Below are 24,193 nucleotides of genomic sequence, written 5' to 3' on the forward strand. Positions count from 1 at the left end.
CTCCCGTCAGCGCAATTTGTCCAGCGCGGCATCCAGGCGGTCCACTGCCCAGATTTCCAGCCCTTCGATGGGCTGGCGCGGCGCGTTGGCCTTGGGAATGAGGGCGATGGAAAAGCCCAGCTTGGCGGCTTCGCGCAGGCGTTCCTGGCCGCGCGGCGCGGGCCGGATTTCGCCTGCCAGGCCGACTTCGCCGAAGGCGATCAGGCCGCGCGGCAGCGGCCGGTCGCGCAGCGACGACATGATGGCCAGCAGCACCGGCAGGTCGGCCGCCGGCTCGGTGATGCGCACGCCGCCCACGGCGTTGACGAACACGTCCTGGTCGAAGGTCGACACGCCCGCGTGCCGGTGCAGCACCGCCAGCAGCATCGCCAGGCGGTTGCCTTCCAGGCCGACGGTCAGGCGGCGCGGGTTGGGGGCATGGGAGCTGTCCACCAGCGCCTGGATTTCGACCAGCAGCGGGCGGGTGCCCTCTTGCGTGGCCATCACGCAGGAACCCGCCACCTGCTGTTCGTGCTGCGACAGGAACAGGGCCGACGGGTTGGCCACGCCGCGCAGCCCGCGGTCGGTCATGGCGAAGACGCCCAGTTCGTTGACGGCGCCGAAACGGTTCTTGAAGGCGCGCACCAGGCGGAACGACGAATGCGTGTCGCCTTCGAAGTAGAGCACCGTGTCGACGATGTGTTCGAGCACACGCGGGCCGGCCAGCGCGCCGTCCTTGGTGACGTGGCCGATCATGACGATGGCAATGCCGGTCTGCTTGGCCAGGCGCGTGAGTTGCGCGGCGCATTCGCGCACCTGCGACACAGACCCGGGCGCGGCGGTCAGTTCGCCGCTGTACAGGGTCTGGATCGAGTCGATCACGGCGACGGTGGGTTTCTGCTCGGACACCGCGGCCTGGATGGCCTCGAGGCGGATTTCCGCCAGCAGATTGATGTTGCCGGTCTGCAGGCCCAGGCGGCGCGCGCGCAGTGCCACCTGCTCGGCCGATTCTTCGCCGGTGACATACAGGACGTTGGTGGTTTCCGACAGCGAGGCCAGCGCCTGCAGCAGCAGCGTGGACTTGCCGATGCCGGGGTCGCCGCCGATCAGCACCACGGCGCCAGCCACCAGGCCGCCGCCCAGCACGCGGTCGAATTCTTCCAGCCCGGTGGGCTGGCGGGGGGTCTCGCGGGCCTCGATCTCGGACAGGCTGCGCACCGGGCTGCTGGATGCCAGCGGCGCGTAGCGGTGCGCGGCGGCGGCGGGCGCCGACGATTCCACGGTTTCTTCCAGGGTGTTCCAGGCATTGCAGTGCGGACACTTGCCTTGCCACTTGGGGGTGGTGCCGCCGCACTCGGCGCACACATAGACGGTTCGGGATTTGGCCATGGGCGAAAGTGTACCGGCAAGCCCGCCCCGCCGGCCCGCGTCCGCGCGCGTTTTCCGCACGCTTTGCCCCGTGCTGGTGCACACACCTGTCAGTTTGCTTGCACAATCGGGGACGTCGTCGCGTTACACCCTGCAAATACACGAAATTCACTGGCAGATTTCTTCAAATCGCGCATAATCAACATCTAAACCGGAACACGACCCGAGCCTGGACGAGATCGCCGGACCACCGGCGCGGCACAAGCAAGGTCAAACGCGAATACGCCCTGCCACCAGGCGTAAGCGCGAGGAGTACGCGCATGAGCATTACCTATCGCCCCCCCTTCGACGAAGACGACGAACTGGATTTGCGCGCCCTGTATCGCAAGCCCAGGGCAGGCGGCAGCCCCGAATTGGAAGCGGCCGTGCGCCGCACCTGGCATCCCGGCCGCAGCTGGCATCCGGGCTGGGCCGCGGCCGCCTGCCTGGCGATCGTGGCCGGCGTCTTCGCCTGGACCGACATGCGCGAAAGCGCCGAAATGGCCGACCTGAACGCCCAATTGGCCGTCCCTCACGAGATCGGCACCACCGCGGAACGCGCCCCGGCGCCGCGGCCGGTGATGGCCGCCGAAACGCCCGCTCCGCAAGCCGCGCCCGCGCCGGTCCAGCGCACCGCCGCTCAGGCCCCCGCCGCCGCGCCGGCTGCCGTGCCGGCCAGCGTCCCCGAGGCCGCAGCCGCGCCGCAAACCGCCGACGCCACGCCGCAAGCCGCCGCCGAGCAACCGGCCGAAGCCGCCACGACCGACGTCGTGGCCTTCAGCGAACAGGATATCGAGGCCCGCGTGGCGCACATCCGCGCCCTGATGCAGGACGACCAGACCGACGAAGCCGTCGCTGCCCTGCGCGAATTGCAGCAAGGTGCGCCCGACCTGACCCTGCCGGATGACCTGCACGAACTGGCGCAGCAAAACCCGGCGTCCTGACCCCTTTTTTCCCGTTCCTTTCCCGCCCAGGCCCGCATCCCATGCGGGCCTGGGCGTTGATACCCCTGAGTAACGATCGGCAATGATCGATCAGAAACAAGAACGGCTTCTTGCTAACATGGCCGCCATGAGTCCCAGCTTCCACCACCGCAATCTTCCCCACCTGCTGCTTTACGCGCGCGAAACCCTGATGGCGCACTTCAGGCCGATCCTGCACGCCGCGGGCGTGACCGAACAGCAATGGCGGGTGCTGCGCACCCTGAGCGAAGTGGGCTCGATGGAACCCAACCAGATCGCCCGCAGTTGCCAGATCCTGAGCCCCAGCCTGACCCGCATGCTGGCCGGCATGGAAGAACAAGGCCTGATCAAGCGCGTGCGCTCCAACGCCGACCAGCGGCGCCAGGAGATTTCGCTGACGCCCAAGAGCAACAAGCTGATCGACCGCATGCGGCCGCAAGTGGACGCCAAATACCAGGAAATCGAAGCCCGTATCGGCAAGGAATTGCTGGACCGGCTGTATGCCGACGTCGACGCGATGGTCGAGCTGATCAAGCGCGAACCGGTCGCGCAATGATCACGCCGGCACGGGAAAGATCGCGTTGATCTGCCCCGTGCCCGAGCTGGCGAAGTAGTCCGTCACGATCTCGGCCGGCTGGTCGTAGGCATCCCAGCCCAGCAACCCCAGCAGCATGGCCGTGTCGTGCATGCCGCCCTCGCCCACGCAGAGCTCGGCGTATTCCGGCAGCATGGCGCAGAAGCGCTTCCAGTCGCCCTGGCGCCACAAGTCCACCACCCGCAAGTCGACCTGCCGGAAGAATTCGCGGCTGATCTGGTGCATGGCGGCTTCCGGACTGTTGTTGTCGTTGAAGCGGTGCGACAGCGAGCCGCTGGCCAACACCGCCACCCGGCTGTCGCTTTGCTCGATGGCCTGGCCCAGCGCCGCGCCGAAGCGGCGGCTGTCTTCCAGCGCATGCCAGGCGCACCAGGCCGCCACCGACACGACCTTGAAGCGATCGTCGCCATTCATGTAGCGCATCGGCACCAGCGTGCCGTATTCCAGTTCCAGGCTGGCGATTTCGTGCGAGCGCGTGGCCACGCCGGCCGCGCTGGCGCATTCGGCGATGCGCCGGCCCAGCGCCGGATCGCCGCGGTAGGCGTAGTCCATGTCCTTGATGAAGTGTGGCAGCTCGTTGCTGGTGTAGCGGCCCGAGAAACGCTCGTTGCAGTTGACGTGGTAGCCGGCGTTGACCAGCCAGTGCACATCCAGCACGACCAGCGTGTCCACATCCAGGTCGCGGCAACGCTGGCCGATGATGCGGTGCCCCTGGATGGCGGCCTCGCGGCAGCCGTAATGCTTGCCGGGCATTTCAGAAAGGTACATCGACGGCACGTGCGTTACCTTGGCCGCCAGCGCGAGCTTGCCCATGGTGTTGTCTCCGAATACTGAGGGGGCTTAAACGCCCCACTTGGGGATGTGGTGGCTGCCCATCGAGACGCAGACGTTCTTGATCTCGGCGAACACTTCGTAGCTGTACTCGCCGCCCTCGCGGCCGGTGCCCGATTCCTTGGTGCCGCCGAACGGCTGGCGCAGATCGCGCACGTTCTGGCTGTTGATGAACACCATGCCGGCCTCGATGCCGCGGGCCAGGCGATGCGCGCGGCCGATATCGCTGGTCCAGATATAGGACGCCAGGCCGTACTTGACGTCATTGGCCAGCGCCAGGCCGTGGGCCTCGTCCTTGAACGGAATCAGGCAGGCGACGGGGCCGAAGATTTCTTCCTGAGCGCAGCGCATGCGGTTGTCGACGTCGGCCAGCACCGTGGGACGCACGAAATTGCCGCCGGCCAGGCGCGCGGGCAGGCCCTGCGGCATGTCGGGACCGCCGGCCAGGATGCGGGCGCCCTCGTCGGCGGCCAGGCGGATGTAGCGGGTGACCTTTTCCCAATGCTGGCGCGTGATCATGGCGCCGACATGGGTGGCAGCGTCGGTCGGATCGCCCACCACCAGGCGCTGGGCCCGTTCGGCGAAGCGCCGCACGAAGTCGGCGTAGATGGATTCCTGCACGAAGATGCGCGAACCCGCGGTGCAGCGTTCGCCATTGAGCGAAAAGATGGTGAACAGCGCCGCGTCCAGCGCGCGCTCGACGTCGGCGTCGTCGAACACCAGCACGGGCGACTTGCCGCCCAGTTCCATCGAGAATTTCTTGATGCCGCCGGCGCTGGACAGGATCTTCTTGCCCGTGACCGTGCCGCCGGTGAACGAAATGGCGCGCACGCCGGGATGCCGCACCAGCGCATCGCCTGCGGTGGCGCCGTAGCCCTGCACCACGTTCAGCACGCCCGGCGCAATGCCGGCCTCCAGTGCCAGCAGGCCCAATTGGTCGGCAGTGAGCGGCGACAGTTCCGACATTTTCAGCACCGCGGTATTGCCCAGCGCCAGGCACGGCGCGGTCTTCCAGGTGGCGGTCATGAAAGGCACGTTCCAGGGCGACACCAGGGCGCACACGCCGACCGGCTGGTAGAGCGTGTAGTTCAGCATCTGGTCGTCCACCGGATAGGTGTGGCCGTTCATGCGGGTGCAGACTTCGGCGAAGAAGGTGAAGTTCTCGGAAGCGCGCGGGATCAGCTGCTTGCGGGTCTGCGAAATCGGCAGACCTGTGTCGCGCGTTTCCAGCTCGGCCAGCTGCGGCACGTTGCGGTCGATCAGTTCGCCCAGGCGGCGCATCAGGCGCGCGCGTTCCTTGGCGGGCGTGCCAGCCCATTTGGGGAAGGCCTCGGTGGCGGCCGCGACGGCGGCGTCGATTTCCTGCTGGCCGCCCGCGGCGACTTCGTCGATCGCCTCGCCCGTGGCCGGGTCGTAGGTGATGAAGCGCTCGGCGCTGTCGACCTGTTTGCCGTTGATCCAGTGCTTGATGCTCACATGCGTCTCCTTGCTGACCGGTGGCCGCCGGGTTGAAACCGGCTGGCTTCCCAGAGGCGGAAGGCCTCCGGCGGGGGGTTCTATTATTTAGTTAACTAGTTAACTTTATTCGCGCGCATGATCGCTGTCAACGGCGGAAAACCCCGCTGGGTATGCGTTGCCGCCGCGGGGGTTTTTCACTATGATAATTAACATGCTAACAATATTTGCCGGAAAGGGTTCGCCCCGCGCCTGCCATGCCACACATCTGGATTGAATACTCCGCCAACCTCGACCTGGACACCCGCAAGCTGATGCGCGTGGTGCAGGATGCCGCCGTGGGCGACGGCAGCCTGTATCCCCTGGCCGGCGCGCGCACGCGGGCGTTGCGGATCGACGATTACCTGATCGTGGACGGCCACCCCGAAAACGCGTTCGTGCACGTGCTGCTGCGCATCGGCCATGGCCGCAGCGCCGAGCAGCAGGCCGCCCTGGGGGAACGCGTGTTCCAGGCCCTGGACCAGGCGCTGGCGACGGAAATGGCGCGCCGGCCGCTGGGCATTTCGCTGCAGGTCGAAGAGGCCGACCCGGTGCTGAACTACAAGCGCAACAACTACCGCGAGTACCTGGCCCGGCGCGCCGCCGCCGCTGGCAGCGCGCCGCCGCGCAGCGTGGTGGGCGTGGCGCTGAACACGCGCCAGGCGCTGGCGGCGCTGGGCGACGCGGTGAACGCGCCCCCCTACAAGGCCGCGCCGCAGGCGCCGGTGCTGTACATCAAGCCTGCCAATACCTATGCCGCGGACGGCGACGTCATCACGCTGCCCGCCGACGTGCCGGAAGTGACGATCGGCGCCTGCCTGGGCATCGTCTTCAGCCGCCGCGCCGCGCGCGTCAGCGAGGCCGAGGCATTGGATCATGTGGCCGGCTATCGCGTGGTAGCCGACCTGTCGGCGCCGCACGCCAGCTACTTCCGCCCGGCGCTCAAGCAGCAATGCCGCGACGGCTTCTGCCCCATCGGCCGCGACCTCGCGCCGACCACGGCGGTGCCGGATCCGAACGCGCTGGCTATCGAAGTACGCGTCGACGGCGAACTGGTGCAACGCGCCAGCACGGCCGACCTGATCCGGCCGGTGGCCAGGCTGATCGCCGACGTGACTGCGTTCATGAGCTTCGAGGCCGGCGACATCCTGCTGGCCGGCGCCCCGTTTGAGCCGCCGCGCGCCCGCGCCGGCCAACGCTACGACATTCGCATCGCCCAGATCGGCACGCTGGGCAACGCCATCGCCGCAAGCGCCTGACGCGCGCCGCCCCCACGGAACCCCGCCATGAAACATGCACGCATCGCCTATGAAGGCGCGCTCCATGCCGCCACCGAGGCCGGCCCCGGCCAGGTCCGCCTGGCGGACGGCCGCTGCCTGGCCGAAGACGCCGTCACCTGGCTGCCGCCGATCGAACCGCGCACCACGTTCACCCTGGCCATCAACTACGCCGACCACGCCAAGGAACTGGCGTTCAAGGCGCCCGAGGAACCGCTGGGTTTCCTGAAGGCGGCCAACACCTTCGTCGGCCATCGCGCGCAGACGTTGCGCCCCGCCGACGTGGCCTTCATGCACTACGAGTGCGAGCTGGCGGTGGTGATCGGCAAGACGGCCCGCAACGTCTCGCGTGACCAGGCCTACGACTACGTGGCCGGCTACACGGTGGCCAACGACTATGCCCTGCGCGACTACCTGGAAAATTGGTACCGCCCCAACCTGCGCGTGAAAAGCCGCGACACCTGCACGCCGCTGGGGCCCTGGCTGGTGGATCGCGACGACGTGCCCGATCCCATGAACCTGAACCTGCGCACCACGGTCAACGGCGTCGAAACGCAACGCGGCAACACCCGCGACATGGTGTTCGACATCCCCGCCCTGATTGCCTACTTCAGCAGCTTCATGACGTTGTCCCCCGGCGACCTGATCCTGACGGGCACGCCCGACGGCATCGTCAACGTCGTCCCCGGCGACGAGGTCGTGACCGAGATCGAAGGCATCGGCCGGCTGGTGAACACGCTGGTTCCCGCCCCGCTCTGAATTCCCCCCTTTACCTGGACCCCTGCCATGATCGATTCCGCCACCCTGCGTGCCATCGCCGCGCGCTTGCACGACGCCGAACGCACCCGCCAGCAGATACGCCAGATCTCGCTCGAGTATCCCGACATCACCATCGCCGACGCGTATGCCATCCAGCGCGCCTGGATGGACATCAAGCTGGGCGAAGGCCGCATCAAGCGCGGCCACAAGATCGGCCTGACCTCGCGCGCCATGCAGCAGGCCTCGCAGATCGACGAGCCCGATTTCGGCATGCTGCTGGACGACATGTTCTTCGCGGACGGCAGCGACATCCCTGCCGGCCGCTTCATCCTGCCGCGCCTGGAAGTGGAACTGGCCTTCGTGCTGGGCAAGCCGCTCAAGGGCCCCGACGTAACGCTGTTCCAGGTGTACGACGCGGTGGATTACGTGATCCCGGCGCTGGAAATCATCGACGCCCGCTCGCACGGCATCGACCCCGACAGCAAGCGGCCACGCAAGGTGTTCGACACCATCGCCGATAACGCAGCCAACGCCGGCGTGGTGATGGGCGGACGGCCGGTCAAGATCGGCGAGCTGGACCTGCGCTGGATCGGCGCGATCCTGTCGCGCAACGCGGTGATCGAGGAAACCGGCATCGCCGCCGGCGTCTTGAATCACCCCGCCAATGGCGTAGTATGGCTGGCTAACAAGCTGGCCGCCCACGACGTGGCGCTGGAGGCAGGCGAGATCATCCTGTCGGGTTCGTTCACCCGCCCGGTGCTGGCCCGCCCCGGCGATACCTTCAACGTCGATTACGGCGTGCTCGGTTCCGTCAACTGCCACTTCATCTGAACCCTTTGCCGCTCATGGATATCCTGACCAACCACTTCAAGCGCGCGTTGCGCGCCGGCCAACCCCAGATCGGCTTGTGGGCTGGCCTGGCCAGCGCGTATACGTCCGAGATCTGTGCCGGCGCCGGCTTCGACTGGCTGCTGATCGACGGCGAGCACGCGCCCAACACGCTGCAGACCACGCTGGCCCAGCTGCAGTCGGTGGCCGCCTATCCGGTGGCGCCGGTGGTGCGGCCGTCCTGGAACGACCCGGTGCAGATCAAGCAGATCCTGGACACGGGCGCGCAGACCTTGCTGGTGCCAATGGTGCAGTCGGCCGAAGAAGCCGCCGCCGCCGTGGCCGCGGTGCGCTATCCGCCGGCGGGCATTCGCGGCGTGGGCAGCGCCCTGGCGCGCTCGTCGCGCTGGAACCGTATCCCCGACTACCTGGAACGCGCCAACGACGAGATGTGCGTGATCGTGCAGATCGAAACCCCGCGCGGCATCGAGGCACTGGACGAGATCCTGGCGGTGGACGGGGTCGACGGCGCCTTCATCGGCCCGGCCGACCTGTCGGCCAGCATGGGCTACCTGGGCAAGCCCGAGCACCCCGAAGTCGCCCAGGTCATCGACGCGGCCATCGCCCGCATCGTCAAGTCCGGCAAGGCGGCCGGCATCCTGCATAGCGGCGTGCCGCAGGCGCGCCACTACCTGGCGCTGGGCGCGACCTTCGTGGCCGTGGGCGTGGATGCGGTGCTGCTGGCGCGCGCCGCCGAAAAGCTGGCGGGCGAATTCAAGAACGTGAAGACCGTGGACGCGGCCAATGGACCGTATTGACGCCTGATAGTCGCGCTTGACGCGCGACGCGGAGATGAAAACCGGCCCGCTTGCAGCGGGCCGGTCTGTCTTGCGGAGCGCGGATTCATCAGGGCACGGCCCTGCCGGCGTCGGTCAGGAGCGACCGCCCAGGCTGCCGCCGCCGTCAACGCCCAGCACCTGGCCGGTGATGAAGCCGGCATCGTCCGACAGCAGGAAGGCGATGGCGGCGGCCACTTCGGCCGGGGTGCCCAGACGCTTCATGGGCACCGAGGCCAGCGCGCGCTTTTCGCCTTCGCTGCCCGCGGGGCGGGTGGCGCGGAACATTTCGGTTTCAATCGGGCCCGGGGCCACGGCGTTGGCCGTGACGCCGTATTCGGCCAATTCCAGCGCCCAGGTGCGGGTGCAGCCCACCAGCGCGCTCTTGGCGGCCGAGTAGGCGGTGCGTTCCAGGCCGCCGTGGATGGCGCGGCTGCACACGTTGACGATGCGGCCGGCGCGGCGCACCTTCATCGACTCGATGAACGCCTGCGTGACCTGCACGGCCACGCGCACGTTCAGGTCCAGCACGTTGTACAGGGTGGCCAGGTCGATCTCGCCCAGCGGCTGGGGCGAGGCGATGCCGACGTTGTTGACGACGGCGTCGACGGGGAATTTCTCGCGGATTTCGCGCAGCACTTCTTCGGTGCGGCCAGCGTCGGCCAGGTCACAGGCATAGAGATAGCCGGGGAAGTCCACATCGCCGGTATTGCGCGCGATGCCGACCACATGACAACCCATGTCGGACAGCCGCTGAGTAAGCGCCCAGCCTATGCCTTTGGTGGCGCCCGTAATGAGCACGCATTTGTCCTTCATGGATCGAAACCTCGTTGATTGTTTACTGGGTCGAAAACGGGCGCTTGGGCGCCCGTTTTTTCAAGTAGACACCATCCGGCGGTGGCTGTCTTGTAAATTGCGTAGCAATTCTTGCACGCTGGACACCATCCGGCCCCGTCTTGGGGGACGGGTGGCGCCAGCCGTTTCAGGGTCATCTGTAAGGATGACGGCAAAAGCCGCAGGCGCCCCCTGGGGCGAGGGTCAGGCGTCCCGGGTGACGGGCACGCGGGGGGCCAGGGCGCAGAGCAGCTCGTAGCCGATGGTGCCGGCCGCCAGCGCGACTTCGTCCACCGAGGGGCCGTCTTCGCCCCATAGCGAAACCGGGGTACCCACGCCGGCGGCGGGGATGGGATCGAGGTCGACGATCAGCATGTCCATCGAGACCCGGCCCACCAGGCGGGTGCGGATGCCGGCGACGGCCACCGGGGTGCCGGTGGCGGCGTGGCGGGGGTAGCCGTCGGCGTAGCCGCAGGCGACGATGCCGACCCGCATGGGGCGGTCGGCCCGAAACAGCGCGCCGTAGCCGACCGAGTCGCCGGCTTTCAGTTCCTGCACCGCGATGATCTCGGAGCGCAGCGACATGGCCGGCTTGAGCCCGAACGAGGCGGCGTCGGCATCGGCGAACGGCGAGGCGCCGTACAGGCAGATGCCGGGGCGAACCCAGTGCGCCTGGTTTTCGGACGCCACGGCGATCTCGGCAAAGCGCAAGGTGGCCGCCGAATTGCAAACGCTGACGGGGCCGGGCAGCTTATGCGTCACCGAATTGAACACGGCCATTTGTTCGCTGACGCCCTGGGGGCCGTCGGCGCAGGCGAAATGGGTCATTTTGCCAATCGAGCCGACCGTACCCTGCTGCTGCAGCAACTGGGCGCGTTCGTGGGCGGCGGGATAGGCGGCGGGCGAAAAGCCCAGCCGGTTCATGCCGCTGTTGAGCTTGAGCATGATGTCGACCCGGCGCGACAGGCGGGCCCGCGCCAGCATGTCCAGCTGCTCGCGCTGATGCACGGTGATGCTGAGATGGTAGCGGTCGACCAGATCGAGGTCGGACGGGTTGAAGAAGCCTTCGAGCAGCAGGATGGGGCCGCCCCAGCCGGCTTCGCGGCAGCGCACGGCCTCGTCCAGGTCGAGCATGGCCAGACCCTGGGCCTTGGAGAACCCGGCGACGGCCTGTTCGATGCCATGGCCGTAGGCATTGGCTTTGATGACCGCCCAGATCGACGGCGGCAGGCCGGAAGCGGCGGCGGCGGTCTGGTCCAGATGGCGGCGCACGGCCGCCAGGTTGTGCGCCAGGGCGGAGACGGAAACGGTGGCTGAGACTGGGCGGGGCATGGTATGAGATCCTGTGGCGCTTAAGTCTAACTGATCGGCGTCGCGGCGGCAGCAGGATCGCGGCGCCACGCGTACTCTAAAATGATCCGGATCCGGCCCACAGCGGCCAGACCGCAGGACCCCATATGCCCATCGATCACTACGAAAATTTCCCCGTTGCCTCGCTGCTGCTGCCGCGCCGGCTGCGCGGCGCCGTGACCGATCTGTACCGGTTTGCCCGCGCCGCCGACGACATCGCCGACGAAGGCAGCGCCAGCGACGCCGAGCGCTTGGCGCAATTGGCGGCGTTTCGCGCCGAACTGCACCGCATCGGCGCCGAACCGGGCACGGTACCCGCCCCCGGCGCGCCAGCGCTGGCCAGCATCTTCGTGCCGCTGGCCGCCACCATCGCCCGCCACCAGCTGCCCATCACCCCGTTCTACGACCTGCTGTCCGCCTTCGAGCAGGACATCAGCGTCAAGCGCTATGACGGCTACGCCGCCCTGGCCGACTACTGCACCCGCTCGGCCAATCCGGTGGGCCGCCTGATGCTGCACCTGTTCGGCGCCACCGCGCCGCAAGACGTGGAGCAGTCCGACGCCATCTGCACCGGCTTGCAGCAAGTGAACTTCTGGCAGGATGTGCGGGTCGATTGGCACAAGCACCGCGTCTATATCCCGCAGGAAGACCTGCGCCGCTTCGGCGTCTCGGAAGAAGACCTGGCCGCGGCCCGCCTGACGCCCGCCTGGCGCGAGCTGATGGCGTTCGAGGTGGAACGCACCCGCTCGCTGCTACACTTCGGCGCTCCGCTGGCGCGCCGCCTGCCGGGCCGCATCGGCCTGGAGCTGCGCCTGGTGGTGCAAGGCGGCCTGCGCGTGCTGGAGCGTATCGAGGCGGGCGGCTACGATGTATTCATGAACCGCCCCGAATTGGGCGCCAAAGACTGGGCCATCATGTTGTGGCGCTCTATCAAGTAAGTAACCGGCCCTGCCAACTATGACCCCTGACGAGTACTGCCAGGAGAAAGCCGCCAAAAGCGGTTCCAGCTTCTACTATTCCTTCCTGTTCCTGCCGCCCGAGCGGCGCCGCGCCATCACGGCGCTGTACGCGTACTGCCGCGAGGTCGATGACGTGGTCGACGAATGCACCGACCCGTCGCTGGCGCGCATCAAGCTGGCCTGGTGGCGCACGCAGGTCGACCAGATGTTCGACGGCAAGCCCGACCATCCCGTGACCCGGGCGCTGCAGCCGCACCTGCAAAGCTGTTCGATCACCCGCGAGCGTCTGCTGGCCATCATCGACGGCATGGAAATGGACCTGGACCAGACCCGCTACCTGGACTGGCCGGGCCTGCGCAAATATTGCTGGCACGCCGCCGGCGTGGTGGGCGAGCTGTCGGCCGGCGTGTTCGGCTACACCGACCCGGCCACGCTCGTCTACGCCGAAAAGCTGGGCCTGGCGTTCCAGATGACCAACATCATCCGCGACGTCGGCGACGATGCGCGCCGCGGCCGCATCTACATTCCGGTCAACGACATGCAGCAGTTCGAGGTCAAGGCTTCGGACATCCTGAACGGCGAATACTCCGAGCGCTTTTCGGCCCTGATGAAGTTCCAGGCCGACCGCGCCCGCGAGCTGTACCGCGAAGCAATGCGCAGCCTGCCCGAAACCGACCGGCGCGCGCAGCGCCCCGGCCTGATGATGGCGGCGATCTACCACGCGTTGCTCGACGAGATCGAACGCGACAACTGGCAGGTGCTGCATCAGCGCATTTCGCTGACGCCCCTGCGCAAGCTCTGGCTGGCCTGGAAAACCTGGGTGGGCGGCGGCCGTGGACTGGTCCGCCGGTTGGCGCGGTGAAGGCCGCGGTCATCGGCGCCGGCTGGGCCGGCCTGGCCGCCAGCGTCGCCTTGCGCGAAGCGGGCGCCAAGGTCACGGTCTTTGAAGCCGGCCACACGCCCGGCGGACGCGCCCGGCGTGTGTTCCACGACGGTTTCGAATCCCCGCTGGACAACGGCCAGCACCTGCTGTCGGGCGCCTACAAGCACACGCTGGCGTTGATGCGCCGGGTGGGCCGCAACCCCGATGCCCTGCTGATGCGTCGGCCCTTGCGCCTGGCCAGCCTGGACGGCCGCTTCCATCTATCGGCGCCGCGCCTGCCCGCGCCCCTGCACATGGCGGTGGCGATCTTGCGCGCCCGCGGCCTGTCGTGGGCCGACCGCCTGGCCACGCTGCGCCTGATGCGCGGCCTGCGCACCATGTCCTGGAAGCCGCCACGCGACTGGACCGTGCAGCAGCTGCTGCACTACCACGCGCAATCCGACACGCTGATCCGCCAGGTCTGGGAACCCCTCTGCCTGGCCGCGCTGAATACCCCGCTGGCCACGGCCTGCGCCGGGCTGTTCGCCCGCGTGCTGCGCGACAGCCTGGCCGGCCGCCGCGAAGACAGCGACCTGCTCATGCCCTGCACCGACCTGTCGGCGCTGTGGCCCGATGCCGCCGCGCGCCTGGTCACCATGCGCTACGGCAGCACCGTGCGCCAACTGCAGCCGGCCGAGGACGGCATCGACATCAACCAGGAACGCTTCGACGCCGCCGTGCTGGCGGTGCCGCCGGCCTTCGCGGCGCGCCTGCTCGAAGGCCCGTTGCGGGCCGCGGGCGCGACCGGGCTGCTGGATGCGCTGCGGGCCTTTGACTACCTGCCCATCGCCACGCTCAATCTACGCCTGGCCGAACCCTGGCGCCTGCCCGAACCCATGATGATGCTGCGCGAGGAACCCGCGCGCGGCCATGTGGGCCAATGGCTGTTCGACCGCGCGCAGCTGGCGGGCGACGCCCAGGCCGGCGAACTCGCGGTGGTGGCCAGCGCCGCCACCACGCTGACCGAGCGCAATCGCCAGCAATCCATCGAAGCGCTGATCGACCAGGTGGCCGAACAGGCCGCGGCCTATCCGCAACGGCTGCCGCCGATGCCCGAAGTATCGGCGGCTGAACTGTTCATCGAGAAGCGCGCCACCTTCGCGGCGGTGCCGGGCCTGAGCCGGCCGCTGAATACCACGCCCTGGCCCACGCTGGCCTTGGCCGGCGACTGGACCGACACGGGCTACCCCGGCGTGCTGGAAGGCGCGGTGCGCAGCGGGCTGGAAGCCGCGCGGGTGTTGAATCCCCGGGCTGGCGACTACTAAGCAGAAGCGCGGGGGGCACGGCCAGGGCCTGTTCACACTAGAAGGCCCTAGCGCAGCAGGTTGACCGTGGCCAGCCCCAACCCCGTCAGCAGCAGCGACCCCAGCAGGCTGAAGCCGGCGTAGCCCAGCGCGCCGGCATACGCGCCGCGTTCCAGCATGGCGACTGTTTCAGCCGAGAAGGTCGAGAACGTGGTCAGGCCGCCCATGAAGCCGGTGATGGCGCCCAGCCGCACCCAGGCTGGCCATTCCGGGTGGCCGGCAACCAGCGCCAGCAACAGGCCGACCAGATACCCCCCCGCCAGATTGACCGCCAGCGTGCCCCAGGGCCAGGACTCAGTGTTCAGCCACAGGCTGGCCAGCCAGCGGGCCCATGCGCCCAGCACGGCGCCCAGGCCCACGGCCAGGAAATTCAGGGGAATCAGGGTCTGGTAGGCGGACATGGCTCAGGGGGCGCGGTGCTGCTTCAGGCGCAAGGAAAAGACCAGCAGCAGTATGCCAAAGAACACCGCGTAGATGCCGATGACCCACACCAGCGCCAGGGCGCCCGCGCCCGGCTGCGCGATCAGCATGGCGCCGAACAGGATCGACACCAGGCCCGACAGCCCCAGGAACCATTCGTTGCGGATGTCCTTGCGAAAGCGGATCGCGGCGATGACCTGGAACAGGCCGGCCACCAGCGCCCAGATGGCGATGATGTAGAGCAGGACCAGCGCGGTCAGGCCCGGCCACAGGAACGTGACGATGCCAGCGGCCACGCCCAGCAGGCCGACGATGATCAGCGCCCATAGCGGCTTGCCCTGGTCGCGGATGCGAAAGCCCGCGATCAACGCCAGCACGCCATCGACCAGCGCGAACGCGCCCCAGACCAGCACCAGCGCCGACAACGTGATGGCCGGCATGAACATGGCCATCAAGCCGAACAGGATGGCGACCACGCCGCGCAGCGCCACCCAACCCCAATGACGACCGATCTGATCCACGACTTGCGATTCAAGCATGACGACCTCCGAGGGTGTGTACGGGTGCCCTATCTTATCGCCGCGCCCGGGAAGCGGTCCGAAATCGATTGAAATTTATTCGCGCGTTAACAATGTGTTCTATAAGAGTAATTCTCATTTGAATGTTAGAATCCGGCCCTTCGATTTCGCCCATCCCATGGACAGTCACGCATCCCCCCGGCGCCGGGCCTATTGGCTCAAGACGCTGCACCAATGGCACTGGATCAGCTCGGCGCTCTGCCTGCTGGGCATGCTGCTGTTCGCGGTCACAGGCCTGACGCTGAACAACGCCTCGCACATCGAATCGAAGGCGGTCGTGGCTACCCGCCAGGCGCGCCTGCCCGACACCGTGCTGGCGCAGCTGACCGCCCCGGCCAGCCAGAAGAAAGCCCCGCTGCCCGTTGCCGTCGCCCAGTGGCTGGACCAGGAACTGGACGCGGGCGCGGCCGGCCGCGACGCCGAATGGTCGGCCGGCGAAGTCTACGTATCCCTGCCGCGCGCCGGCGGCGACGCCTGGCTGTCGATCGACCGCGACAGCGGCGAGGTCGAGTACGAACGCACCGACCGCGGCTGGATCGCCTACCTCAACGACCTGCACAAGGGCCGCAACACCGGCCTGGCCTGGAGCTGGTTCCTGGACATTTTCGCCATCGCCTGTCTGGTCTTTTCACTGACCGGGCTGGTGCTGCTCAAGATGCACGCGGGCAACCGTGGCGCGACCTGGCCCATGGTGGGGCTGGGCGTCGTGATCCCGCTGGTCCTGGCCTTGCTCTTCATTCACTGATTCACCCGATCCGCCCTGGAGATTTCCATGCGCAAGTTATTGCTGTCGGCCCTGCTGGCCGGCCTGATCGCCCGAACGGCCCATGCCGCCGACATCGGCCTGTCCATCGAAGTGCCGCGCCTGGACGTGGCCGAGTACCACCGTCCGTACGTGGCGATCTGGATCGAAAACCCCGACCAGAGCGTGGCCGCCGACCTGGCCGTCTGGTACGACGTGGCCAAGAAGAACAACGAAGGCACCGAATGGCTCAAGGACATGCGCCAGTGGTGGCGCCGCAGCGGCCGCAACCAGACCTTCCCGGTCGATGGCGTCAGCGGCGCGACCAAGCCGGCTGGCAAGCATGCCCTGCGCTTTGACGCCAACGCCAAACCCCTGGCCGGCCTGAAGCCGGGCCAGTACGCGGTGGTGGTGGAAGCGGCGCGCGAAGTGGGCGGCCGCGAACTGCTGCGCATCCCCTTCCAGTGGCCGCCGCAAAAGACCGAGCAACTGACCGCGCGCGGCGAACACGAGCTGGGCGCCATCGCCCTGGACCTGAAACCTTGATCCACCCCTCTCACCTCTCTAGGAACGCAACCATGAAATCCGCCGCCAAACTGGCCGCCGCCCTGGCGCTGTGCCTGCCCTTCGCCGCCCAGGCCCATGACGTCTGGATGGTGCCGTCGTCGACCGTGCTGTCGGGCACCGACAGCTGGATCACCGTGGACGCCGCGGTGGGCAACGACAAGTTCTATTTCAACCATGCGCCGCTGCGCCTGGACGGCCTGGCCGTGGTGGCGCCGGACGGCTCGGCCGCCGACGCCGAAAACCTGAACCGCGGCAAGCTGCGCAGCACCTTCGACCTGCAACTCAAGCAGGCCGGCACCTACCGCATCGCGGTGGTGAACGACGGCGTGTTCGCGCGCTGGAAGGAAGACGGCAAGCCCAAGCGCTACTTCGGCAAGCCCGAAGGCCTGGCGCAAGCCGTGCCGGCCGGCGCCGCCGACCTGGAAGTGACCCAGAGCCTGGGCCGCGTCGAGACCTTCGTGACGGCCGGCAAGCCCAGCGCCGTCAAGCCCGTAGGCCGCGGCCTGGAGCTGGCGCCCGCCACGCACCCCAACGATCTGTTCACCGGCGAAGCGGCCAGCTTCCAGATGCTGCTGGATGGCAAGCCCGCCGCCGGCCTGGACGTGACCATCGTGCCCGGCGGCAGCCGCTATCGCGACAAGGTCGGCGAAATCGCCGTGAAGACCGACAAGGACGGCAAGTTCTCGGTCAAGTGGCCGCAGCCCGGCCTGTACTGGATCGAAGCCGGCACCGAAGACGCCAAGGTCACCGTGCCGCAGGCCAAGAAGCGCCGGCTGTCGTACGCCGGCACGGTCGAAGTGCTGCAGCCCTGACCGGTTGCCCCGCATGAGGTCCGTCCCTTCCTACGCCCCGCGCGGCGCGGCGCCAGCCATGCGTGTCCGCTTCGGCGCCCTGCCCTTGCGGGCCGCGGCGCTGGCGGGCGCGACCATGGGCACCACCTGGTCAGCGCGGCTGGCGCTGCCGGCCGGCGCCACCGACGCGTCCGCGCGGCAGGCGATCCAGGCCGCGCTGGACGAGGTGGTCGCGCAGATGAGCACCTGGGAAGCGGAATCGGACATCAGCCGCTACAACCGCGCCGCCGCCGGCTGGCGCGAGCTGCCCGCCGCGTTCTTCCATGTGCTGCGCCATGCGCTGGCGCTGGCTGAAGATTGCGGCGGCGCCTATGACCCGACGGTGGGGCCGCTGGTCAACGCCTGGGGGTTCGGGCCGTGGCAGCGCGCCTTCGAACCGCCGTCCGCCGCCGCCATCGAGGCAGCCTGGCTGCGCTGCGGCTGGCGCCGCGTGCAACTGGACGAGGCGCGCCAGGCCGCGCACCAGCCCGGCGGCATCTACCTGGACCTGTCCTCCATCGCCAAAGGCTATGGCGTGGACCGCGCCGCGCAGGCGCTGGATGCGCTGGGCATCGCGAACTACCTGGTGGAAGTGGGCGGCGAGCTGCGCGCGCGCGGCAAGCGGCCCGATGGCGCGCCGTGGCGTGTAGCGGTCGAAGTGCCCGACGGCAGCGACGACCACGCGCTGGCCTTGCCCTTGCAGGACCTCTCCATCGCCACCTCGGGCGACTACCGCCGCCATGCGGGCGACGGCGATGCCCGCTATGCCCACACGATCGACCCGCGCAGCGGCCAGCCGGTACGCAACGGCGTGGCGTCCGTCACCGTGCTGCACGCCGGCTGCATGCAGGCCGACGCGCTGGCCACCGCGCTGACGGTGCTAGGCGAACGCGACGGCCTGGCCCATGCCGAACGTCATGGCGTAGCTGCCTTGTTCATCCTGCGCGAAGCCGATGGCTACCGTGTCAGCGCCACCGCCGCCTTCCAGGCGCTGGCCGCCCCCTGCTGACTTATGACGCTGCGCTGGATTGCCGCTGCGTGCGTGGTGCTGGCCTGGCTGCTGTTGTGCGGCTGGGCCTGGCGCGGCGTCAGGCGCCGCCGGTCGCAAGCCTTGGCGGCTCGACAGGACCTGGATGCCCCGGCCGCGCAGGACGACATGCTGGTCGCCTATGCCAGCCAGACCGGCTACGCCGAAGCCTTGGCCGCGCAGACCGCCGATGCGCTACGCGCCGGCGGCTTGACGGTGCGCGTCACCCCGCTGGGCCAGCTGGATGCCGCGCGCCTGGCCAGTTACCGCCGCGTGCTGTTCATCGCCAGCACGTATGGCGAAGGCGATCCGCCCGATGCAGCGGCCGCGTTCGCGGGACAGGTCATGCAGAGCGGCGCCCGTCCGGCGGCGCCGGCCGCCGGCGCGTCCCTTCCCCACCGCGAAACGCCCACCACCTTGGCCGGCCTGCAATACGCCGTGCTGGCGCTGGGCGACAGCGACTACGCCCACTTCTGCGGCTTTGGCCATCGGCTGGACGACTGGCTGCACGCGCAAGGCGCGGCCCCGCTGTTCGATCTGGTCGAGGTCGACGACGGCGACCCGGCCGCGCTGCGTCACTGGCAGCATCACCTGGGCCTGCTGGCCGGCCGCAGCGACTTGCCCGACTGGCAGGCGCCGGCGTATGAATCCTGGCGCCTGGCGCGGCGCGAACTGCTCAATCCCGGCAGCCAGGGCGGGCCCTGCTACCTGCTGACGCTGACGCCGCCCGACGCCGCCACGCCCGCCTGGCAGGCCGGCGACATCGCGGAAGTCGGCCCGCGCCAGATGCGCGGCGGCCCCTTGATGGCGCACCGCGAATACTCGATTGCGTCGCTGCCCGCCGACGGCACGCTGCAACTGCTGGTGCGCCAGATGCGCGCCGCGGACGGCGGGCTGGGCCTGGGCAGCGGTTGGCTGACGCACATCGCGCAGACGGGCGACGAGATCGCCTTGCGGGTGCGCGGCAACCGCAATTTCCATGCGCCGCAGGACGGCCGTCCGCTGATCCTGGTGGGCAACGGCACGGGCCTGGCAGGCTTGCGCGCGCTGATCAAGGCACGGCGGATGGCGGGGCACCGACGCAACTGGCTGGTGTTCGGCGAACGCAACGCGGCGCACGATGGCTTTTGCCGCGACGAGATCGAGGCCTGGCACCGGGACGGCACGCTGGCACGCGTGGACACCGTGTATTCGCGCGACCAGGCCGAGCGCCGCTACGTGCAGCATTGCTTGCTGGAACAAGCGGAACGCGTGAAAGCCTGGGTCGACGACGGCGCCGCGATCTATGTCTGCGGCAGCCTGCAAGGCATGGCGGGCGGCGTGGACGCCGCCCTGCGCCAGATGCTGGGCGACGATCCACTGCAGACGATGCTGCACGACGGCCGCTACCGGCGCGACGTGTATTGACGCGCCGCCGCGCCTGCATCGTTTTTCTTGCGCCGTTTTTCTTGCGCCGCTGCCGCCGCGCTTGCGCTGACGGCCCCCGCCCCGCCCTGGCTTACTGCAGCTTGATCTGCGCGTTGTCGATCACCGCCTTCCAGCGGTCGCGTTCGGTGCGGATCTGCTCGGCGAACTCCGCTGGCGTGTTGCCCAGCGGGAAAGCGCCCGTCTCTTCCATCTTGGCCGCTGTGGCGGGGTCGCGCACCGCGCGGGCGAAGGCCTGCGCCAACTTGTCGCGCACCGCGTCGGGCATGCCCGCCGGCCCCACCACGCCGTACCAGGCCGTGACGTCGTAATCCTTGTAGCCCTGCTCGGCAAAAGTCGGCACGTCCGGCAGACGCGAGTTGCGCGCCGTGCCGGTGATGGCCAGCGGCCGCAGATGCTGGCTCTTGATGTACGGCAGCGACGATGGGAAGTTGTCGAAGATCACCGGCACCACGCCGCCCACCGTGTCGGTCAGCGCGGGCGCCGAGCCACGGTACGAGATGCTGTTCATCTTGCCGCCCGTGATCTGCAGGAACCAGATCATGCCCAGGTCGTTGATGCCGCCCGCGCCAGCGTTGGCGTAGCCATCCTTGCCCGGGTTGGCGCGCACGTGCGTGACGAACTCGGCCAAGGTCTTGGCCGGGTACTGCGGGTTGACACTGAGGATATTGGGGCTGGTCACCAGATTGCTGACCGGCGTGAAGTCCTTGACCGGGTCGTAGGCCAGGTTGGGGAACAGGTGCGGCGCGGTGCCATGGGTGCTGACGGTGGCCAACCCCACCGTGTAGCCGTCCGGCTTGGCGCGCGCCGTAGCGGCCATGCCGATGGTGCCGGACGCGCCGGTGCGGTTTTCCACCACGATCTGCTGGCCCAGGATCTCGCCCGCCTTGGCGGCGGCCAGGCGGCCGACGATGTCGGTGGGCCCGCCCGCCGGGAACGGCACGATCAGGGTGATGGGACGGTCGGGAAATTCGGCATGGGCGGCGGGCAGCATGGCGGCCAGCGCCAAGGCGGCACAAGTCTTGCGGATCATGAAGTTGTCTCCTGTGGGGATGGGTTCTGCTTGTTATTGGGGAAAATCGGCAACGCCGCCAGCAGCAGTCTCGCGGCGCAATATCCGGCCGGGACGCGGCTGGCCGGCCACCGTCGGAAACACCGAGCAGCCGTTGACAAGCACGTGCTCGATGCCGGCCGAGGCCAGCGTCGGCGCGTCCCAGGTGGCGCGGTCCTCGACGGTGTCGGCGTCGAACACCACCACGTCGGCCCAGGCGCCAGCCGCCAGGCGGCCGCGATCCGCCAGGCCGAACACGCGGGCCGGCAGCGCGGTCATCTTGGCCACCGCGGCCTCCAGCGTCAGCAATTCGGCCTCGCGTACATAGCGACCCAGCACGCGCGTGAAACTGCCCCACAGCCGGGGGTGCGGATGCGCGTCGTTGGGCAGGCCATCGGACCCGACCATGCAGCACTCGTGCTGGAAGATGCGGCGCACTTCGGCTTCGTCCATGGCGAAATAGATGGCGCCGGCCGGGCACAGGCGCCGCGCGGCTTCGGCCTTGTCGCAGCCCCACGCGGCGGCGATGTCGCGCAACATCTGGCCGCCGCATTCCGGATGCGGCGTGGACCAGGTGATGCGAATGTCGTCGATGAGCTCGGCGCGCTCGGGAATCAGGATCGTGGAGCTGCCGGGATACGGGTAGATATCCAGCGCCACGTCGACGCCGGCGGCGCGCGCCTGGTCGATGCTGGCCAGCGTGACGCGGCTCTTGCCCCAGTTGTCCGGCATCATGCATTTGTGATGCGACAGCACGGTGGCGCAACCGGTGCGGCGGCCGACCGACAGCACTTCGTCGACCGCTTCCTCGACGCGATCGCCTTCGTTGCGGATATGGCTGGTATGCAGGGCGCCGCGCGCCGCCGCCACCTGCGCCAGCCCGTCCAGCTCGGCCTGCCGAGCCGCGCCGCCTGGCTGGTAGGCCAGGCCCGTGCTGAAGCCCACCGCGCCTGCGTCCAGCGCGTCGGCCAGCATCTGCTGCATGGCCTGCTGTTCCGCTTCGGTAGGCTGTGCGGCCGGTTCGCGCATGGCCGCCAGCCGCAGGTTGGCATGGCCCACCAGGGCGGCCACGTTGATCATTGGCTGCTGCGCCTGCAAGGCGGCGAAGTAGGCAGCCATATCGGCGAACAGGGGCGATTCGCCCAGCAGCGCCAGCGCCGCCGCGGTGTTGCCGGGCAGCGGCGCGGGCGCGCCGCTGATGCCGCAGTTGCCCACCACCACCGAGGTGATGCCCTGGCTGGTCTTCCATTCGAGCCCCGGCCTTTCCACGAACATCAGGTCATCGTGCCCGTGCGTGTCGATGAAGCCCGGCGCCACGATCTTGCCCGTGGCATCGATACGGCGCACCGCGGGCCTGGCGGACAGGTCGCCGATGGCGGCGATGCGCTGCCCGTGGATGCCCACGTCGGCCCGTTGCCGCGGCCCGCCCAGCCCGTCGATCACCCAGCCGCCTTCGATGACCAGATCCAAAGTGTCCTGCATTGCTCTGCCTTGATGCGGGCCGGACATGGATGCCGGCCTCTTGTTGCGCGGATCGTGGGACACGATCGCCCCCCGATCTTGATGAAGGCCCCAGGGCCTGTTCCCACTGGAAGGCGCCTTCCAGTGGGAACAGGCTCTAGTATCGTCCGCCTGATCAATCTGGAAAAATTGTTTTTACTGATTCATCTATCGGGATTTGAAATGTATCGCCTGCCCAAGCACGTCACCCTGAAGCACCTGACCGCCTTCGTCGCGGTGGCGCAGGAATCCAGTTTCACGCACGCGGCCAAGCGCCTGTTCCAGACCCAGTCTTCCGTGACCAGCCTGGTGCGGCAACTGGAAGACGCGCTGGGCACGCAGTTGTTCGCCCGCACCAGCCGGCGCGTGCTGCTGACCGCGGCGGGCGAGGAGTTCCTGCCGCGCGTGATGCGGCTGCTGGCCGACTTCGACGGCGCCATCGGCGACGTGGTGCGATTCGGCGCCCTGGAGCGCGGCCGCGTGGGCGTGGCGGCGGCGCCGTCGGCCATTACCCAGATCATCGCGCCTGCGGCGGCCGAATTCGCAGCACAATATCCCGCCATCCGGCTGTATCTCAGCGATGACAACTCGGGCCGCATTCAGCGCAAGGTAGCCACGCGCGACGTCGACTTCGGCCTGACCAGCCGCTGGGCCGATGCCCCCGGGCTCCACTTCGACGCCCTGCTCGAAGACCGCTTCGGCGTGCTGTACCGGCGCGACGATCCCGATCTGCGTCCGGGCCGCGACGGCACGATGCGTTGGGCGGACCTGGCCGGCCGCAAGCTGGTGGGGGTGGTGGACGAAACCGGCATCATGGCGCTGCTGCGGGCCCGCGCCGATCTGCCGATCGAAGCCGCGGCGCCGTTCTATGAAGCGTCCAGCACGACGTCGCAGGCAGCGCTGGTGAAGGCCGGCATGGGGGTGGCGGTGCTGCCCGCGCTGGCGGCGCAGCGCGTGATGGAACCGGAGCTGGCGTATGGGCTGCTCGCGCGGCCGACCGTAGTGCGCACGATGTGCATCATCCGCCACAAGGAATACCCGCTGAGCCCGGCGGCCCAGGCGTTGATCCTGGCGATCCGCAAGTATCTGCGTACGGCGGCACTGCCTGCGGGGTGCAGGCCGGCTGCAAGCGCGGGACGCAAGCGCGGCTAGCCAGAACGCCGCGGCCCGCGATGTTGCCACCGGGGGGCTGCGGCCCGCGCGCGCTGTGATCCGCAACGGCCGCCCCCCCCGGCGCCGCGTCGGTCAACCGCGCAGTTTTTCGTCCAGCGCCGCCAGCCCGGCCGCGAAGACGCCCTGCCCCACCGCGGCGGCCACCGCCTGCAGGTCCGCGCCGTCTTCGACGCGGAAATCCGCCCACCACTGCACCAGCGTCGTGTCGCCCTCGGTCACGGGGCGCAGCGTCACGCCCGCGATGTAGTCGCGCATCGGCAGGTCGGTCTCGATGATGGAATAGCGCAGCGCGGTGCCGGGATCGTCCAGCATCAGCAGTTGCTCGCGCACGAAGCCCGACGGCTTGAGCGTCAGGTAACGCACTGAGCCCACCGCGTCATGCCGGCCGCCCTCTTCCAGGCGGCTTTGGGCGATACCCGGATGCCAGCCCGCCAGGCCGTTGAAATCGCGAAACAGCGGCCAGACGCGGGCCAGCGGGGCGTGGATGACGGCGCTGATATAGACGGTATGCGACATGCGGACTCCTGGCAGGGATGCCCCAGG

At 68.6% G+C, this 24,193-nt stretch carries 25 protein-coding genes; 15 read left to right on the plus strand and 10 right to left on the minus strand.

The annotated features are described in order from the left end of the window. Window positions 1–6 precede the first annotated feature (6 nt). Entirely contained in the window at window positions 7–1,368 is a 1,362-nt protein-coding gene (radA, locus tag A9974_RS15855) for a DNA repair protein RadA (RefSeq protein WP_183005111.1), read from the minus strand. A gap of 299 nt (window positions 1,369–1,667) precedes the next feature. Here radA and A9974_RS15860 point away from each other — a divergent pair, with 299 nt between their 5' ends. After that, window positions 1,668–2,330 (plus strand): hypothetical protein, encoded by a 663-nt coding sequence (locus A9974_RS15860; RefSeq protein WP_183005112.1) that lies wholly within the window; start codon window positions 1,668–1,670, stop codon window positions 2,328–2,330. Between the two features lie 127 nt (window positions 2,331–2,457). Continuing rightward, window positions 2,458–2,904 (plus strand): homoprotocatechuate degradation operon regulator HpaR, encoded by a 447-nt coding sequence (hpaR, locus tag A9974_RS15865; RefSeq protein WP_183005215.1) that lies wholly within the window; start codon window positions 2,458–2,460, stop codon window positions 2,902–2,904. Here hpaR and hpaD read toward each other — a convergent pair whose 3' ends face one another. Both hpaD and hpaE read right to left on the minus strand, forming a co-directional pair. Beyond that, the gene (hpaD, locus tag A9974_RS15870) at window positions 2,905–3,756 is read right to left on the minus strand and encodes a 3,4-dihydroxyphenylacetate 2,3-dioxygenase (protein ID WP_183005113.1); all 852 of its coding nucleotides are present in this window, start codon (window positions 3,754–3,756) and stop codon (window positions 2,905–2,907) included. It abuts the gene before it with no gap. Window positions 3,757–3,783: 27 nt separating this feature from the next. Then, window positions 3,784–5,250 (minus strand): 5-carboxymethyl-2-hydroxymuconate semialdehyde dehydrogenase, encoded by a 1,467-nt coding sequence (gene hpaE / locus A9974_RS15875; protein ID WP_183005114.1) that lies wholly within the window; start codon window positions 5,248–5,250, stop codon window positions 3,784–3,786. A 236-nt stretch (window positions 5,251–5,486) separates the two neighbouring features. Between hpaE and A9974_RS15880 the strand changes: the two genes are divergently transcribed. Genes A9974_RS15880 through hpaI form a run of 4 tightly spaced genes read left to right on the plus strand, consistent with a single transcriptional unit; the run spans window position 5,487 to window position 8,950 of the window. Further along, window positions 5,487–6,527: a fumarylacetoacetate hydrolase family protein gene (locus A9974_RS15880; RefSeq protein ID WP_183005115.1), complete on the plus strand. Its 1,041-nt coding sequence runs from the start codon at window positions 5,487–5,489 to the stop codon at window positions 6,525–6,527. A gap of 27 nt (window positions 6,528–6,554) precedes the next feature. Next, window positions 6,555–7,304, plus strand: coding sequence for a fumarylacetoacetate hydrolase family protein (locus tag A9974_RS15885; protein ID WP_183005116.1), 750 nt, complete (start codon window positions 6,555–6,557; stop codon window positions 7,302–7,304). Window positions 7,305–7,331: 27 nt separating this feature from the next. Then, window positions 7,332–8,135 (plus strand): 2-oxo-hept-4-ene-1,7-dioate hydratase, encoded by an 804-nt coding sequence (gene hpaH / locus A9974_RS15890; protein ID WP_183005117.1) that lies wholly within the window; start codon window positions 7,332–7,334, stop codon window positions 8,133–8,135. Between the two features lie 14 nt (window positions 8,136–8,149). Further along, on the plus strand, window positions 8,150–8,950 hold the full coding sequence (hpaI, locus tag A9974_RS15895) for a 4-hydroxy-2-oxoheptanedioate aldolase (protein WP_183005118.1): 801 nt from the start codon (window positions 8,150–8,152) through the stop codon (window positions 8,948–8,950). A 114-nt stretch (window positions 8,951–9,064) separates the two neighbouring features. Here hpaI and A9974_RS15900 read toward each other — a convergent pair whose 3' ends face one another. Together A9974_RS15900 and alr are read right to left on the minus strand one after the other, a co-directional pair. Beyond that, entirely contained in the window at window positions 9,065–9,784 is a 720-nt protein-coding gene (locus A9974_RS15900; RefSeq protein WP_006396065.1) for an SDR family oxidoreductase, read from the minus strand. A gap of 222 nt (window positions 9,785–10,006) precedes the next feature. Further along, window positions 10,007–11,134 carry an alanine racemase gene (gene alr, locus A9974_RS15905; RefSeq protein ID WP_183005119.1) on the minus strand — a complete coding sequence of 376 codons (1,128 nt, stop codon included), beginning with the start codon at window positions 11,132–11,134 and terminating at the stop codon, window positions 10,007–10,009. A gap of 125 nt (window positions 11,135–11,259) precedes the next feature. Here alr and hpnC point away from each other — a divergent pair, with 125 nt between their 5' ends. The 3 genes from hpnC to hpnE are packed head-to-tail and all read left to right on the plus strand — an operon-like array spanning window position 11,260 to window position 14,298. Then, a complete protein-coding gene (hpnC, locus tag A9974_RS15910) occupies window positions 11,260–12,090 on the plus strand; it encodes a squalene synthase HpnC (protein WP_183005120.1) in 831 nt (276 codons plus the stop codon). Window positions 12,091–12,109: 19 nt separating this feature from the next. Further along, complete coding sequence (hpnD, locus tag A9974_RS15915) at window positions 12,110–12,973, plus strand: presqualene diphosphate synthase HpnD (RefSeq protein ID WP_025135800.1); 864 nt, start codon at window positions 12,110–12,112, stop codon at window positions 12,971–12,973. Further along, on the plus strand, window positions 12,970–14,298 hold the full coding sequence (gene hpnE, locus A9974_RS15920) for a hydroxysqualene dehydroxylase HpnE (RefSeq protein WP_183005121.1): 1,329 nt from the start codon (window positions 12,970–12,972) through the stop codon (window positions 14,296–14,298). The genes hpnD and hpnE overlap by 4 nt, the downstream gene beginning before the upstream one ends. Before the next feature lie 47 nt (window positions 14,299–14,345). Here hpnE and A9974_RS15925 read toward each other — a convergent pair whose 3' ends face one another. Together A9974_RS15925 and A9974_RS15930 are read right to left on the minus strand one after the other, a co-directional pair. Beyond that, window positions 14,346–14,738 carry a CrcB family protein gene (locus tag A9974_RS15925; RefSeq protein ID WP_183005122.1) on the minus strand — a complete coding sequence of 131 codons (393 nt, stop codon included), beginning with the start codon at window positions 14,736–14,738 and terminating at the stop codon, window positions 14,346–14,348. A gap of 3 nt (window positions 14,739–14,741) precedes the next feature. After that, entirely contained in the window at window positions 14,742–15,296 is a 555-nt protein-coding gene (locus A9974_RS15930; protein WP_183005123.1) for an HdeD family acid-resistance protein, read from the minus strand. Between the two features lie 157 nt (window positions 15,297–15,453). Here A9974_RS15930 and A9974_RS15935 point away from each other — a divergent pair, with 157 nt between their 5' ends. The 5 genes from A9974_RS15935 to A9974_RS15955 are packed head-to-tail and all read left to right on the plus strand — an operon-like array spanning window position 15,454 to window position 19,908. Beyond that, window positions 15,454–16,080 carry a PepSY-associated TM helix domain-containing protein gene (locus tag A9974_RS15935; RefSeq protein WP_183005124.1) on the plus strand — a complete coding sequence of 209 codons (627 nt, stop codon included), beginning with the start codon at window positions 15,454–15,456 and terminating at the stop codon, window positions 16,078–16,080. Window positions 16,081–16,107: 27 nt separating this feature from the next. Then, a complete protein-coding gene (locus A9974_RS15940) occupies window positions 16,108–16,623 on the plus strand; it encodes a DUF2271 domain-containing protein (protein ID WP_183005125.1) in 516 nt (171 codons plus the stop codon). Window positions 16,624–16,655: 32 nt separating this feature from the next. Beyond that, entirely contained in the window at window positions 16,656–17,456 is an 801-nt protein-coding gene (locus A9974_RS15945) for a DUF4198 domain-containing protein (RefSeq protein ID WP_183005126.1), read from the plus strand. A gap of 13 nt (window positions 17,457–17,469) precedes the next feature. Further along, window positions 17,470–18,483, plus strand: a complete 1,014-nt coding sequence (locus A9974_RS15950) for an FAD:protein FMN transferase (protein ID WP_183005127.1) — start codon at window positions 17,470–17,472, stop codon at window positions 18,481–18,483. 3 nt (window positions 18,484–18,486) lie between these two features. Then, window positions 18,487–19,908, plus strand: a complete 1,422-nt coding sequence (locus A9974_RS15955) for a sulfite reductase subunit alpha (RefSeq protein ID WP_183005128.1) — start codon at window positions 18,487–18,489, stop codon at window positions 19,906–19,908. A gap of 91 nt (window positions 19,909–19,999) precedes the next feature. On the opposite strand, the gene A9974_RS15960 is transcribed toward A9974_RS15955, so the two are convergent. Beyond that, entirely contained in the window at window positions 20,000–20,959 is a 960-nt protein-coding gene (locus A9974_RS15960; protein WP_183005129.1) for a tripartite tricarboxylate transporter substrate binding protein BugE, read from the minus strand. Between the two features lie 33 nt (window positions 20,960–20,992). Next, complete coding sequence (locus tag A9974_RS15965) at window positions 20,993–22,459, minus strand: N-acyl-D-glutamate deacylase (RefSeq protein WP_183005130.1); 1,467 nt, start codon at window positions 22,457–22,459, stop codon at window positions 20,993–20,995. 201 nt (window positions 22,460–22,660) lie between these two features. On the opposite strand from A9974_RS15965, the gene A9974_RS15970 reads away from it, so the two are divergent. Further along, a complete protein-coding gene (locus A9974_RS15970; protein ID WP_183005131.1) occupies window positions 22,661–23,629 on the plus strand; it encodes a LysR family transcriptional regulator in 969 nt (322 codons plus the stop codon). A 93-nt stretch (window positions 23,630–23,722) separates the two neighbouring features. On the opposite strand, the gene A9974_RS15975 is transcribed toward A9974_RS15970, so the two are convergent. Continuing rightward, window positions 23,723–24,166, minus strand: coding sequence for an SRPBCC family protein (locus A9974_RS15975; RefSeq protein ID WP_183005132.1), 444 nt, complete (start codon window positions 24,164–24,166; stop codon window positions 23,723–23,725). Between the last annotated feature and the right edge of the window lie 27 nt (window positions 24,167–24,193).

It is taken from the genome of Achromobacter sp. UMC71, assembly GCF_014170305.1.
Taxonomy (GTDB): Bacteria; Pseudomonadota; Gammaproteobacteria; order Burkholderiales; family Burkholderiaceae_B; genus Achromobacter.

Coding starts and splice junctions, on each gene's coding strand:
- radA (WP_183005111.1), bottom strand. CDS start 1,368: ATGGCCAAATCCCGAACCGTCTATGTGTGCGCCGAGTGCGGCGGCACC.
- A9974_RS15860 (WP_183005112.1), top strand. CDS start 1,668: ATGAGCATTACCTATCGCCCCCCCTTCGACGAAGACGACGAACTGGAT.
- hpaR (WP_183005215.1), top strand. CDS start 2,458: ATGAGTCCCAGCTTCCACCACCGCAATCTTCCCCACCTGCTGCTTTAC.
- hpaD (WP_183005113.1), bottom strand. CDS start 3,756: ATGGGCAAGCTCGCGCTGGCGGCCAAGGTAACGCACGTGCCGTCGATG.
- A9974_RS15880 (WP_183005115.1), top strand. CDS start 5,487: ATGCCACACATCTGGATTGAATACTCCGCCAACCTCGACCTGGACACC.
- A9974_RS15885 (WP_183005116.1), top strand. CDS start 6,555: ATGAAACATGCACGCATCGCCTATGAAGGCGCGCTCCATGCCGCCACC.
- hpaH (WP_183005117.1), top strand. CDS start 7,332: ATGATCGATTCCGCCACCCTGCGTGCCATCGCCGCGCGCTTGCACGAC.
- hpaI (WP_183005118.1), top strand. CDS start 8,150: ATGGATATCCTGACCAACCACTTCAAGCGCGCGTTGCGCGCCGGCCAA.
- A9974_RS15900 (WP_006396065.1), bottom strand. CDS start 9,784: ATGAAGGACAAATGCGTGCTCATTACGGGCGCCACCAAAGGCATAGGC.
- alr (WP_183005119.1), bottom strand. CDS start 11,134: ATGCCCCGCCCAGTCTCAGCCACCGTTTCCGTCTCCGCCCTGGCGCAC.
- hpnC (WP_183005120.1), top strand. CDS start 11,260: ATGCCCATCGATCACTACGAAAATTTCCCCGTTGCCTCGCTGCTGCTG.
- hpnD (WP_025135800.1), top strand. CDS start 12,110: ATGACCCCTGACGAGTACTGCCAGGAGAAAGCCGCCAAAAGCGGTTCC.
- A9974_RS15925 (WP_183005122.1), bottom strand. CDS start 14,738: ATGTCCGCCTACCAGACCCTGATTCCCCTGAATTTCCTGGCCGTGGGC.
- A9974_RS15930 (WP_183005123.1), bottom strand. CDS start 15,296: ATGCTTGAATCGCAAGTCGTGGATCAGATCGGTCGTCATTGGGGTTGG.
- A9974_RS15935 (WP_183005124.1), top strand. CDS start 15,454: ATGGACAGTCACGCATCCCCCCGGCGCCGGGCCTATTGGCTCAAGACG.
- A9974_RS15940 (WP_183005125.1), top strand. CDS start 16,108: ATGCGCAAGTTATTGCTGTCGGCCCTGCTGGCCGGCCTGATCGCCCGA.
- A9974_RS15945 (WP_183005126.1), top strand. CDS start 16,656: ATGAAATCCGCCGCCAAACTGGCCGCCGCCCTGGCGCTGTGCCTGCCC.
- A9974_RS15950 (WP_183005127.1), top strand. CDS start 17,470: ATGAGGTCCGTCCCTTCCTACGCCCCGCGCGGCGCGGCGCCAGCCATG.
- A9974_RS15955 (WP_183005128.1), top strand. CDS start 18,487: ATGACGCTGCGCTGGATTGCCGCTGCGTGCGTGGTGCTGGCCTGGCTG.
- A9974_RS15960 (WP_183005129.1), bottom strand. CDS start 20,959: ATGATCCGCAAGACTTGTGCCGCCTTGGCGCTGGCCGCCATGCTGCCC.
- A9974_RS15965 (WP_183005130.1), bottom strand. CDS start 22,459: ATGCAGGACACTTTGGATCTGGTCATCGAAGGCGGCTGGGTGATCGAC.
- A9974_RS15970 (WP_183005131.1), top strand. CDS start 22,661: ATGTATCGCCTGCCCAAGCACGTCACCCTGAAGCACCTGACCGCCTTC.
- A9974_RS15975 (WP_183005132.1), bottom strand. CDS start 24,166: ATGTCGCATACCGTCTATATCAGCGCCGTCATCCACGCCCCGCTGGCC.